At 59.4% G+C, this 11,854-nt stretch carries 11 protein-coding genes; 6 read left to right on the top strand and 5 right to left on the bottom strand.

Annotation, left to right across the window (positions count from 1 at the left end; genetic code table 11):
- From G5195_RS17970 to trhA, 3 genes are all read right to left on the bottom strand, one after another.
- A partial coding sequence (locus G5195_RS17970; protein WP_421236362.1) for a retention module-containing protein occupies window positions 1-1,535 on the bottom strand: 1,535 nt, incomplete at its 3' end.
- Between the two features lie 229 nt (window positions 1,536-1,764).
- Complete coding sequence (locus G5195_RS17965; protein ID WP_216952965.1) at window positions 1,765-3,426, bottom strand: putative transporter; 1,662 nt, start codon at window positions 3,424-3,426, stop codon at window positions 1,765-1,767.
- 127 nt (window positions 3,427-3,553) lie between these two features.
- On the bottom strand, window positions 3,554-4,189 hold the full coding sequence (trhA, locus tag G5195_RS17960; RefSeq protein WP_158111314.1) for a PAQR family membrane homeostasis protein TrhA: 636 nt from the start codon (window positions 4,187-4,189) through the stop codon (window positions 3,554-3,556).
- 175 nt (window positions 4,190-4,364) lie between these two features.
- Between trhA and G5195_RS17955 the strand changes: the two genes are divergently transcribed.
- The 3 genes from G5195_RS17955 (at window position 4,365) to G5195_RS17945 (ending at window position 6,863) form a co-directional block, all read left to right on the top strand.
- Window positions 4,365-5,888 (top strand): aminotransferase class V-fold PLP-dependent enzyme, encoded by a 1,524-nt coding sequence (locus tag G5195_RS17955; RefSeq protein ID WP_421236361.1) that lies wholly within the window; start codon window positions 4,365-4,367, stop codon window positions 5,886-5,888.
- Between the two features lie 90 nt (window positions 5,889-5,978).
- Window positions 5,979-6,542, top strand: a complete 564-nt coding sequence (locus tag G5195_RS17950) for a septation protein A (protein WP_279498676.1) — start codon at window positions 5,979-5,981, stop codon at window positions 6,540-6,542.
- A gap of 24 nt (window positions 6,543-6,566) precedes the next feature.
- Window positions 6,567-6,863 (top strand): YciI family protein, encoded by a 297-nt coding sequence (locus G5195_RS17945; RefSeq protein WP_005335344.1) that lies wholly within the window; start codon window positions 6,567-6,569, stop codon window positions 6,861-6,863.
- A 79-nt stretch (window positions 6,864-6,942) separates the two neighbouring features.
- Here the strand turns inward: G5195_RS17945 and cysQ are convergent, their stop codons facing one another.
- Both cysQ and G5195_RS17935 read right to left on the bottom strand, forming a co-directional pair.
- Window positions 6,943-7,698, bottom strand: coding sequence for a 3'(2'),5'-bisphosphate nucleotidase CysQ (gene cysQ, locus G5195_RS17940; RefSeq protein WP_421236360.1), 756 nt, complete (start codon window positions 7,696-7,698; stop codon window positions 6,943-6,945).
- 47 nt (window positions 7,699-7,745) lie between these two features.
- Window positions 7,746-8,606 (bottom strand): DeoR family transcriptional regulator, encoded by an 861-nt coding sequence (locus G5195_RS17935; RefSeq protein ID WP_421236359.1) that lies wholly within the window; start codon window positions 8,604-8,606, stop codon window positions 7,746-7,748.
- Window positions 8,607-8,880: 274 nt separating this feature from the next.
- Between G5195_RS17935 and kbaZ the strand changes: the two genes are divergently transcribed.
- From kbaZ to agaV, 3 genes are read left to right on the top strand one after another with little or no spacing between them, the layout of a single operon-like run.
- Window positions 8,881-10,194, top strand: a complete 1,314-nt coding sequence (kbaZ, locus tag G5195_RS17930; RefSeq protein WP_421236358.1) for a tagatose-bisphosphate aldolase subunit KbaZ — start codon at window positions 8,881-8,883, stop codon at window positions 10,192-10,194.
- Between the two features lie 12 nt (window positions 10,195-10,206).
- On the top strand, window positions 10,207-11,376 hold the full coding sequence (locus tag G5195_RS17925; protein ID WP_421236357.1) for an SIS domain-containing protein: 1,170 nt from the start codon (window positions 10,207-10,209) through the stop codon (window positions 11,374-11,376).
- Window positions 11,376-11,849: a PTS N-acetylgalactosamine transporter subunit IIB gene (gene agaV, locus G5195_RS17920; RefSeq protein WP_005335358.1), complete on the top strand. Its 474-nt coding sequence runs from the start codon at window positions 11,376-11,378 to the stop codon at window positions 11,847-11,849. The genes G5195_RS17925 and agaV overlap by 1 nt, the downstream gene beginning before the upstream one ends.
- Window positions 11,850-11,854: the final 5 nt, after the last annotated feature.

Below are 11,854 nucleotides of genomic sequence, written 5' to 3'. Positions count from 1 at the left end.
TCGGTCACGGTCAGGGTGACCTTCTGGCCATCTTCCACGTTGCTGGTCGTGCCCTTGAGCTCGACCGCCTTGGCTTCATCCACCGACAGGTTGCCATCGCCAATCGCCGCCAGGTCGATGCTCGGCAGGTCAGTATCCACTTCATAACCTTCGCTGTCGGTCTCGGTGGCGCTGTTGCCCGCCACGTCGGTGCTGGTCACACTGGCATCGATGGTGCGGTCGCCATCGGCCGCCAGATCGCTGCCCGCCACCAGGATGATGAAGCGGCCATCGGCAGCCACCTTGCCGGTGTATTCGGTGTTGTTGACGGTCAGGGTGACGGTGTCCCCTACCTTGAACTCGCCCGTCACGGTGCCGCTGACCGGGATCTGCTGACCCGCTTCAGCGGCGTTGATGACGTCGTCGGCGGTGATGTCGGCATCCAGGGTGATGGCCAGGTCAGGGGCCTTGCTATCAACACTGCCATCGTCGGTAGCGGTACCTGTGTTGCCAGACGGATCGGTGATGCTGGCCGTCACCTTATAGCTGCCTTCCGCCAGCGGAGTAGTGACATCTACGCTGTAACCACCACCCGGTTGCACGATGGCGGTCAACGTTTGTTGAGTGCCATTGGCATCGGTCACGACCAGAGTGACCGTGCTGCCAGCAGGTGCATCCGTAGTGCCCGTAATGGTCGGGGTGGTGTCATTGGTATTGTCAGGTGCATCAACAGTAATCACCGGAGCGGTTACATCCACACTGCCATCATCGGTCGCGGTGCCGGTGTTGCCGGCCGGATCGGTCACGGAAGCCGTCACCTGATAGCCCCCTTCGGCCAGCGGTGTGGCGACATCCACGGTGAAGGTGCCATTAGGTGTGACAATAGTGGTCAGGGTCTGCTGATTGCCGTTGGCATCGGTCACCACCAGGGTCACCGTGCTGCCAGCAGGCGCATCCGTGGTTCCGGTCAGGGTCGGAGTGGTGTCATTGGTATTGTCTGGCGCTACCACGGAGATGGTTGGAGGCGTAAGGTCAAATACCTCATCTTCTCCTGCAGCATCCAGCGGTGGCTCGCCATTGGTGTTGTAGGTGGTATCGAAGGTCGCTTCGGCAATGGTTGCGGAGCCGGTACGGTCGATGGTGACAAAACCGCCGTTGCCACTGGCTCCGGCGACACCACCAACCCCGCCACCACCGGCAGCAGGTGCACCGCCTGCGGCGGAGGCTTCAAAGGCCTGGGTCGGGTCAGCGCCACCCAAAATGGCTTCTTGCAGGGCACTGATATCATCGGGTGTGCCTGCGGCACTGTTTTGCGCCAGCTGGGGAGCATCTTCCTCTTCGGCAGGCTCACTCTGCTCGCTGGCAGGTTGCACATTGAAAGACTGTCCGCCGCCCATGAAACTGGCGCCATCCGGCGACATGATCACCGCCCCTTTCGGCAGCACATCCCCTTCCACCAGCAACTTGCGGCTACCATCTGCAGCCACCTGATAAACTTGACCTTTGAGCTGGGTGACGGTTACGCCCTGTTCCAGAGTAACGGAATTGGTAATCATGTTCTCTCCTGAATCCTGATTTGCATGCAAAAAGCCACAGCCTACTCTGCACAGAGAGAGAGCAAATAACCAGTTCGAAAATTCGAAAGAATAGACTGATTTGAGGCTGGACCGTTCAGCCAGACAGAAGGGTGACGAGGGGATTACCGAAAAGTAAAAACTAAAATTATCAATACATTACATTATAATGACAGGAGCATGACAAGCCATGCTCCTGTCAGAATTAACCCTATGCACCGGCCCAGAGGATGATGGCCAGCAGTTGCGGCGAGATGATCCGCAAGAACATCACCAGCGGGTAGACAGTGGCATAGGAGAGCGCACTGGCACCACTGGTCGGGTGCATGGCGTTGGCAAAGGCCAATGCGGGAGGATCCGTCATGGAGCCAGCCAGCAAGCCACAGAGGGTGAGATAGTTCATCTTGCCATAGAGACGCGCCAGCACCCCGACCACCAGCAAGGGGATCAGGGTAATCGCTGCCCCATATAGCATCCAGGAGGGGCCATCACCGTTGATCAGGGTATCAACAAAGCCGGCCCCTGACTTGAAGCCGACCACCGCCAGAAACAGCACTATGCCAATTTCTCTCAGCGCGAGGTTGGCGCTGGGGGGCATGAACCAGTAGAGCTTGCCGATGCTGCCGATCCGCGACAGGATCAGCGCCACCACCAGCGGCCCCCCCGCCAGACCCAATTTGAGAGCGGCCGGGAATCCGGGCAGGTAGAAGGGGATGGAGCCGAGCAATACGCCGAGGCCAATCCCGATAAATACCGGCAACATCTGCACCTGTTGCAGTTTTTGCTGCACGTTGCCGACCACATTGGTCACGGCCTCGATGGCATCGAGACGACCTACCAGGTTGAGGATGTCACCAAACTGCAGACTGGTCTGGCTGGTCGGTACCAGCTCGATACCGGCCCGGTTGAGGCGCGAGATCACCACGTCATAGCGCTGTTTGATGTCAAGATCGCGGATCTTCTTGCCCAGCACCTGCTCGTTGGTCACCACGACCCGCTCCACCCTCAGGTCGGTACCGCGAGTCGATAGGGAAGTGTCGACCTCTTCACCCAGCACCAGCAACACCTTGTGCAGAGCATGGCGCTCACCAACCAGGTGCAGCAGGTCGCCCAGCTCGATACGGGAATCAGGGCGCGGCACCATCAGCTCGTCGCCACGCTTGAGGCGTGAGCAGATGACATCAGACTCGTCGAGACTCGGGATCTCGCTCAGCATCAAGCCATGCATGTTGGGGTTGCGTACCGCGATGTTGATGGTCTGCAAGCTCTCCTTGGTTTTACCTGTCTGCAACTCGAACTGGGCAGCTTCATCGTCGATCTTGATGCGAAAGAAGACCCTGACCAGCCACATGGTGAGCAAAATGCCGCAGATGCCGAATGGATAGGCCACTGCGTATCCCATCCCCATCAGCCCGGTTGAACCATGGGGAGCTCCCAGCTCCGCCAGGATCTGCTGACCCGCACCAAGAGATGGGGTATTGGTCACGGCACCGGAGAAGACCCCGAGGATCACCGGTAGCGGCACATCAAACAGTTGATGAAGTGCCGCCGCAACGATGCACCCCAGGATAACCAGCAAAGCAGCAAAGGCATTGAGCTTGAGTCCGGAGCTGCGCAATGACGAGAAAAAACCGGGGCCGACCTGAATGCCGATGGTATAGACAAACAGGATCAGGCCAAACTCTTGAATAAAATGGAGTGTTTGCTCATCGAGCGCCAGCTCTGACACCCCGGCAAAGTGACCCACTATGATGCCGCCGAACAGCACCCCACCGATCCCTAACCCAACGCCATAGACTCGCCAGTTTCCAAGCCAGAGTCCCAGCACTGCCACCAGCGACAACATGCTGATGGAAAGCGCGATTTCACTCATTTCGTGCATCCTTTGCGAATTGAACTGGCCCTAGCTTGTCAGCAAACGCTGATGCCAACTGTGTGATACCGCACGAATTTATCCTTTTACGCGCCAAAAATACCAATTAAGGGCTAGTTACAAGACGTTAGGCGACGTAGCCGTAAATGGCCATAAAGTGACAAACGCTGCCACCCAGCACAAAGAGATGCCAGATGGCGTGGTTATAGGGGAGCTGCTTGGCCACATAGAAGATGACCCCGAGGCTGTAGATAAGGCCGCCAAGCCCGAGCAGCAACAACCCCTCACCGGCCAGATGGATATAGAGCTGGTAGATGACCACCAGCGACAGCCAGCCCAACATCAGGTAGGTAAAGAGCGACAACTTCTTGAAGCGGTTGATAAACACCAGCTTGAACACCACGCCAGCCAGCGCCAGGGCCCAGATCACCACCATCAACCCCTTCGCCAACGGCGTATCGAGCGCCACCAGCAGAAAGGGGGTATAGGTGCCGGCAATCAGCAGATAGATGGCACAGTGATCAAACACCTTGCACCAGCGTCTGGCACGCCCTTCAGCCATGCTGTGATAGAGGGTCGAGGCGAGATAGAGCAATACCAAACTGCCGCCATAGAGGCTGTAGCTCACCAGCGCCTGCGTACCCTGTCCCCATCCCTTGATGAGCAACAGCACCAGCCCGACAATCCCCAGCAACAATCCCGCACCGTGACTCAGCCGGTTTGCCAGCTCCTCCCGGGGGGAGTAATCCATCACACCACTCATAACATCGACTCCACAATAACTGTGGCTCACTCTACCCAGCACCATTTCGGAGTACAAGTGTTCGCTTAAAAAATGGGGTGGCTGTCACCCGCCCCCCTTTGGTGTATGCTCTGCCGCCGATGCCCGAGACAAGCGGCATAGACACCTAACCCGGTGACCTGGTCTGGAGAACCTGATGAAGTTGACTGAGTTGTTTGCACAAGCGGATCCCGCCTTTGGCGAGGCGATGAACACCTTGCTGGAGAGCTTCCACCACTCCGACGACAGTCAGGCCCCCTATCAGCGCGACCTGTTCACCCACCAGCTCGATCAATCCCGCATGCCTGCAGTCGGCCAACCTATCGAGGAGTATCTGGCACGGCTGGCTACTCTGGTGCCCGGCGCCTCGCACCTCACCTCGCCACGCTACATGGGCCACATGACGGCGCCCCTGCCGGCCTATACCGCCGAGCTGTCGCGCCTGCTGGTGATGCTCAACCAGAATCCGATGAAGATGGAGTCCTCCCGCCTGCTCAGCTTTCTGGAGCGGGAGGTGCTGGCCAAGCTGCACCGCCTCATCTATGGCAGGGACGATGCCTTCTACGGCGAGCAGATGCATGCCAAGGATGCCGCCCTCGGCGTCATGACCAGCGGCGGCACCATCGCCAACGTCACAGCTCTCTGGCTGGCCCGCAACCGCGCCTGCGGCGACAACCTGTTCGCGCTCTATGAGCAAGGCTATCGCGGTGCAGTCATTCTGGGCACCCGGCTGATGCACTACTCCTTCGACAAGGGGATGGATCTGCTGGGACTGGGCGCCCGCAGCGTCTGGCGCCTCGAGACCGACGAGCAGAACCGGCTCAGTCTGGCTGCGCTGGAACAGGCGCTGATCCAGTGCAAAGAGCAGAAATTGAAAGTACTGGCATTGGTCGGCGTGGCAGGCAGTACCGACTTTGGCTCCATCGATCCCCTGCCTGAGCTGGCGGCCATTGCCGAACGAGAGCAGATCCACTTCCACGTGGATGCTGCCTGGGGTGGCCCGACCCTCTTCTCCCCCCGCTATCAAGGTCTGCTAGCCGGAATAGAGCAGGCCGACACCGTCACCCTGGATGGTCACAAGCAACTTCTGGTGCCGCTCGGTACCGGCATGCTGCTCTGCCGCCAGCCCGACCTGATGATGGCGGTCAAGCGGGAGGCGCCCTATGCCATTCGCGCCACCTCGTTCGATCAGGGTCGCTTTACCCTGGAGGGCACCCGCCCGGCCAACGCCCTCTATCTGGATGCCGCCTTCCAGCTCTTCGGCCAGCAAGGCTATGCCGAGCTTATCGAAGCCAACTACGACCGAGCCAGACTGATGGCCGAGCTCATCGAAAGCGACCCCGCCTTCGAGTTGATGTCTGCTCCGGTGATGAACCTGCTCTCCTATCGCTGCATCCCGCCCCATCTGCAGGGCAAGGTGCTGGATGAGACGGCCAATGCGCAGATCAACGACTTCAACGTGTCCCTGCAAAAAGCCCAGCGGGCCGAGGGGCACAGCTTTGTCTCCCGCACCCAACGAGCGGTGGTACGCTACGGTGCCCAACCGCTCACCCTGCTGCGCGCCGTGCTGCTCAACCCTCTGATTGAAGAGCGCCATATCCGCGACCTGCTGGCCGATCAGCAGCGACTGGGGATATCCATTGCACGCCAACTGTTTGGCGACGGCACGGAACCGGCGTAAAAATGAGCGGTCTTATTCATTTGCCGTTGTCCGCCATGCAGGTAGACTGGGCGAAATTTGCAGGCCATCTTTGAGGACTAGGCGCCAGACATGAAGCAATTTATTGAATTTATTCCACTTATCGTTTTCTTCGCGGTCTACAAGTTCTACGACATCTACATGGCTACCGGCGCACTGGTGGTGGTCACCGGTCTGCAGCTCGCCTATAGCTGGATCCGCTATCGCAAAGTCGAGAAGATGCAGCTCTTTACCTTCCTGCTGGTCGGCTTCTTCGGCGGCCTCACCGTCTTCTTCCACGATGACACCTTCATCAAGTGGAAAGTGACTGTCATCAACGTGCTGTTCGCACTGGGTCTGCTCATCAGCCGCTACGGCTTTGGCAAGAATCTGATCAAACAGATGTTGGCCAAGGAGCTGCAAGCCCCCGATGCAGTCTGGGACAAGGTCAATCTCGGCTGGGTCGGCTTCTTTACCGTCTGTGGCCTGCTCAACCTCTATGTGGCATTCAACCTGCCGCAAGAGATGTGGGTCAACTTCAAGGTGTTCGGCCTGCTGGGGATGACGCTGGTCTTTACCCTGCTGAGCGGCGTCTATCTCTACCGCCACATCCCTGCCGAGCAGTTGTCCCATCAAAAAGACGAACCCAAAAAGTAACCCTCATCAGAAAAGGATTGTCTCATGTGGTATCTCATCTACTCCGAAGATGTCCCCGATAGCCTGCCACTGCGCAAGCAGGTTCGCCCTGCCCATCTGGCTCGCCTGCAAGCCCTGCAGGATGAAGGGCGCCTGCTGACCGCCGGTCCCAACCCGGCCATCGATGCCGAGGATCCAGCAGATGCAGGCTTTACCGGCAGCACCGTCATCGCCGAGTTTGCCTCGCAAGCTGACGCCAAAGCCTGGGCTGATGCCGACCCTTATGTGACCGCCGGTGTTTACGCCAAGGTCACCATCAAGCCGTTCAAAAAGGTCTTCTGACCCGAAGCGAACAGCGAAATAAAAAAGGCCGGACTGGAAGTTCATTCCAGTCCGGCCTTTTTGCATCCCGATATCTCGCTTATGCCTTGGCGACAAACCAAGGGTTAAGTATGTCGGGCTTGTTGTAGGCAAGGGGTGAGCCATCGAGCTGGGTGACGCAGCCACCCGCCCCCTCCAGCACAGCATGTGCCGCACCGGTGTCCCACTCGCAAGTAGGAGCAAGGCGCGGATAGAGCTCGGCGCCCCCCTCGGCGATGATGCAGAACTTGAGGGAGCTGCCCATCGAGACCAGCTCGATCTCGCCAAAAGGAGCCAAGAAATCGAGGGTCTCCTGCGACAGGTGGTTGCGACTGCCCACCACTCGCCACGCCGCTCCTTCACGATGAGGCAGGGTCTGGATAGGCTCGCGCTTGCCATCGGCGATTCGCCAGGCACCGAGCCCCTTTCCGCCATACCAGAGCTTATCCAGCACAGGGGCATAGACCAGCCCCCAGCGCGGCGCCCCCTCTTCAATCAGCGCGATATTGACGGTGAACTCGCCGTTGCGGGAGACAAACTCCTTGGTGCCGTCGAGGGGATCCACCAGCCAGTAGCGGGACCAGCCGTGGCGCGCCGCCATCACCTCGGGCCCTGACTCCTCCGACAATACGGGAATATCCGGAGTCAGCCGCGCCAACCCCTGAACGATCACCTCATGAGCACCCTTGTCGGCCGCGGTCAGGGGACTCTCGTCGCTCTTGTACTCCACCGCGAAGGGCTGGCTGTAGATAGCCATGATGGCCGCTCCCGCCGCGCGAGCGACAGGTTCAAGTTCAGTGATATCGGGGTGGTACATAACAGGCTCGATCAGTGAGTGAGAAACCCAGTCTATCGCGTTTGTCATCAACCGCTTATAGCTGATTGCACTGGATTATATTGCCCCTGCTTCTCCTGCCCCTTGCCGCCATCGGCCGGTACCAGCAGCACTTCGATACCGGCATTGCGCAAACCGGAAAGGATATCGGCAGGCACGGCATCGTCGGTGATCAGGGTGTGAATACGCAGGGTATCGATGATCTTGTGCAGACTGCGCCGGCCAAACTTGGTGGAGTCGGTGACCACCACAATCCGCTCGGCCACCTGACACATGCAGCGGTTAAGGCGCGCCTCGTCCTCATGATGGGTGCTGACGCCGCGCTCCAGATCGATGCCATCCACCCCGAGAAACAGCATGTCAAAGTGGTAGTTTTGCAGGGACTGCTCCGCTTGCGCACCGTAGAAGGAGAGCGACTTGCGGCGCAGATGTCCGCCCGTCATCAGCAGCTCCACCCCCTCTGCTTCGAGCAGTTCATTCGCCACATTCATACCGTTGGTCATCACCAGGATCTCCTGATGTCCCTTCAGATGACGCGCCACCTCCAGTGTTGTCGTCCCCGAATCGAGGATAAGGCGACAACCGGAGGGCACCAGGGTCGCCGCCAGCGCACCTATCCGCTGTTTCACCGGGGTATTGAGCACACTCTTGTCGGCAATAGTGCGCTCCGGCACCGTCTGGCCAGGCTCGCACAGCAGGGCGCCGCCATAAGCGCGCACGGCCACCCCCTGCTTCTCCAGAAAGGCCAGATCGTTGCGGATGGTCACGGTAGAGACCTGATAGTGACTCGCCAGCTCGTTGACCTGAACGCTGCCATTGCTGCGCAGCTGCTGAATAATCCGCTCCCGCCGCTCGCTGGTTCCGAGCGCACCTTTTTCGCTTGTTTGCATAGTTCTTCTGCCGGAATGCTGTAGTGAAAGATCGCTTTCACTTCGTTACGTTTGCATATTAACGCTCAGCAAAGGTGCCAAATCAAGCCTTCATTACGCTTTACCACTACTCTCCCCATCTTTTTTCATCATTTAAATACTTTCGATGTCTTTCTTTTTGTGATCCCTTTCAAGATCTGATGACTCTTTTGTTTCGTTTTCTTTTGCTCACCACTACCGTAAAGAAAAGAAATCGAAAGAACCTTTCCATACGCAGCAACCAAGGGACATCAAAATGAAATCCATGCTGGCACTAGTCGAAAGACACAAACAGGGAGAACAGACCGGGATCTACGCCGTCTGCTCCGCTCACCCTCTGGTGCTGGAGGCCGCGCTGCGGCTGGCCGCCGAAGGGGATGAGCTGCTGCTGGTCGAGGCCACATCCAATCAGGTGGATCAGTTTGGCGGCTATACCGGCATGACCCCCGCCGACTTTCGCGATCGCCTCTACGAGCTGGCGGCACAGTGTCACTTTCCGGCGCAGCGCCTCATTCTGGGGGGCGACCATCTGGGCCCCAACCGCTGGCAGGGGGAACCGGCCGAGCAAGCCATGGCCCATGCCAGGGATCTCATCGCCAGCTATGTCGCTGCCGGGTTCAAGAAGATCCACCTCGACTGCAGCATGTCCTGTCAGGGCGATCCCGTTCCCCTGACCGATGAGCTGGTCGCAGAGCGAGCCGCACGGCTGGCGCAGATCGCCGAGCAAACCTGTCTGGCCACTTTTGGCGAGAGCGATCTGGTCTATGTGATTGGCACCGAGGTGCCGGTGCCGGGCGGTGCCCATGAAGATCTTGCCGAGTTGGCGGTCACCACGCCGGAGGCGGCACGCCACACCCTCGAGGCCCATCAACAGGCCTTCAACAAGGCGGGGCTGGCCCATATCTGGCCGAGGGTGATCGGTCTGGTGGTGCAACCCGGCGTCGAGTTTGACCATACCCGCGTCATCGATTACCGGCCCGAAAAAGCAGCCCCTCTTAGCCGGATGATCGAAGCCTATCCCCACATGGTGTTCGAGGCTCACTCCACCGATTACCAGACTCCTGAGGCCTACCGCCAGCTGGTATGCGACCACTTTGCCATTCTCAAGGTCGGCCCTGCCCTCACCTTCGCCCTGCGCGAAGCGCTGTTTGCCCTTGCCGCCATCGAGGAGGAGCTGGTGGTGGCCAAGGCCTGTTCAGGTCTGCGCAAGGTGATGGAAGAGACCATGCTGGAGCGCCCCGACTTCTGGCGCAGCCACTATCAGGGCAGTGCCAACGAGTGCCGGCTGGCCCGTGGCTACAGCTATTCGGATCGCATTCGCTACTACTGGCCCGATAGCCGGGTCGATGAGTGCTACGCCAGATTGCTGGCCAATCTGGCGGCGGAGCCCATCCCCTTGCCACTGCTGAGCCAGCATCTGCCCCTGCAGTATCGCAAGGTGCGTCAGGGCACGCTCTCGGCCAATCCCCATGACCTCATTCTCGATCAGGTGCAGGAGGTGCTGCGGCACTACGCCAGCGCCTGCACTGCGGCCTCTCGCCGCCATTCCCAGCTCGACCCCGTTGTATAAGGAGTTGCAGACATGATCCTTGGTTATCCAGAAGAGATGTTGCGCAGTGCCAATGGCCTGGCGACTGCCCGTGAAATTCGCCAACAACCCGCCACCTGGCGCGAGACCCTCACAATGGTCGAGGAGTGCCGTCCAGCATTGACCCGTTTTCTGGCCCCCCTGCTCGCCCGGCAAGAGCTGCGCATCATCCTGACCGGGGCTGGCACCTCCGCCTTTGCCGGTCGGGCGCTCGCCCCCTATCTCTCGGCCCACCTGCATGCCCGGGTCGAGGCGATCGCCACCACGGATATCGTCACCGATCCGGCCGAGTATCTGGCCGAAGATTGCCCAACCCTGCTTATCTCCTTTGCCCGCTCCGGCAACAGCCCCGAGAGTGTGGCGGCGGTCGAACTGGCCAGCCAGCTGCTCAGCCACTGCCACCATCTAGTACTGACCTGCAACGGTGAAGGGGCGCTCTATCGCCGCTGCCAGCAAGATGCCCACTCTCTGGCCCTGCTGATGCCGCCCCAGACCAATGATCGCAGCTTCGCCATGACCAGCAGCCTGACCAGCATGATGCTGAGCTGTCTGGCTCTCTTTCTGCCAGAGCGGTTCAACCGCCAGCACTGCGAGCAACTGGTCGCTACCAGCGACGCCATTCTGGAGCAGGTTGTGCAGCGCGTACCGGCCTGGAACGAGCCGTTGCCCGAGCGGGTCATCTATCTTGGCAGCGGCAGTCTGCAAGGGGTGGCGCAGGAGGCGGCACTCAAGCTGCTGGAGCTGACCGCCGGCCGTCTGGTCGCCATGTTCGACTCCCCCACCGGCTTTCGCCACGGCCCAAAATCGGTCGTCAACGAGCAGACGCTCATCGTGTTGCTCATCTCCAACGACCCTTACACCCGACAATACGATCTGGATCTGCTGCGCGAGCTGCGAAGCGATGGCAAGGCCGCTCGGGTGGTCGCCATCGCCGACCAGCACCATCCCGCCATCGAGGAGGGGGAGTACATCTATTTGCCCGCCACCCTGCATGGCGACGATGCCCAGCTCACCTTCTGCTACCTGCTCTATGCCCAGTACTACGCATTCCATACCTCGCTGGGACTGGGGATCAGCCCGGACAATCCCTGCCCCACCGGTCAGGTCAACCGGGTCGTACAGGGGGTCAATATCTATCCGTTCCACCAAGAAGGAGTGCTGTGATGCCCAATATCGTATTGAGCCGGATCGATGAGCGTCTGATCCACGGTCAGGTCGGCGTCCAGTGGGTCGGCTTTGCCGGTGCCAATCTGGTGCTGGTCGCCAACGACGAAGTGGCAGAGGACCCCATCCAGCAGAACCTGATGGAGATGGTACTGGCCGAAGGCATTGCGGTGCGGTTCTGGCCGCTCCAGAAGGTGATCGACAACATCCACAAGGCGGCAGATCGCCAGAAGATCCTGCTGGTCTGCAAAAACCCTACCGATTTCAACACCCTGGTTCAGGGAGGTGTCCCCATCTCCCGGATCAACGTCGGCAACATGCATTACGCCGACGGCAAGCGTCAAATCCACAAGACCGTATCCGTGGACGAACAGGACATCACCGCATTTCGCGCCCTGCGGGACGCCCGTGTCGAGTGCTATGTCCAGGGCGTGCCGACCGAACCGGCACAGGACATTTTCAATTTGCTCTGATTAAG

This window comes from Aeromonas sp. 601039, assembly GCF_049174415.1.
Lineage (GTDB): Bacteria > Pseudomonadota > Gammaproteobacteria > Enterobacterales > Aeromonadaceae > Aeromonas > Aeromonas veronii_A.
Note: the sequence above shows the minus strand (reverse complement) of the source record. Positions and strands in the feature narration are given on the sequence as shown.

Excerpts from the sequence above, each read along its gene's own strand:
- G5195_RS17965 (WP_216952965.1), bottom strand. The coding sequence starts at position 3,426 with ATGAGTGAAATCGCGCTTTCCATCAGCATGTTGTCGCTGGTGGCAGTG.
- trhA (WP_158111314.1), bottom strand. The coding sequence starts at position 4,189 with ATGAGTGGTGTGATGGATTACTCCCCCCGGGAGGAGCTGGCAAACCGG.
- G5195_RS17955 (WP_421236361.1), top strand. The coding sequence starts at position 4,365 with ATGAAGTTGACTGAGTTGTTTGCACAAGCGGATCCCGCCTTTGGCGAG.
- G5195_RS17950 (WP_279498676.1), top strand. The coding sequence starts at position 5,979 with ATGAAGCAATTTATTGAATTTATTCCACTTATCGTTTTCTTCGCGGTC.
- G5195_RS17945 (WP_005335344.1), top strand. The coding sequence starts at position 6,567 with ATGTGGTATCTCATCTACTCCGAAGATGTCCCCGATAGCCTGCCACTG.
- cysQ (WP_421236360.1), bottom strand. The coding sequence starts at position 7,698 with ATGTACCACCCCGATATCACTGAACTTGAACCTGTCGCTCGCGCGGCG.
- G5195_RS17935 (WP_421236359.1), bottom strand. The coding sequence starts at position 8,606 with ATGCAAACAAGCGAAAAAGGTGCGCTCGGAACCAGCGAGCGGCGGGAG.
- kbaZ (WP_421236358.1), top strand. The coding sequence starts at position 8,881 with ATGAAATCCATGCTGGCACTAGTCGAAAGACACAAACAGGGAGAACAG.
- G5195_RS17925 (WP_421236357.1), top strand. The coding sequence starts at position 10,207 with ATGATCCTTGGTTATCCAGAAGAGATGTTGCGCAGTGCCAATGGCCTG.
- agaV (WP_005335358.1), top strand. The coding sequence starts at position 11,376 with ATGCCCAATATCGTATTGAGCCGGATCGATGAGCGTCTGATCCACGGT.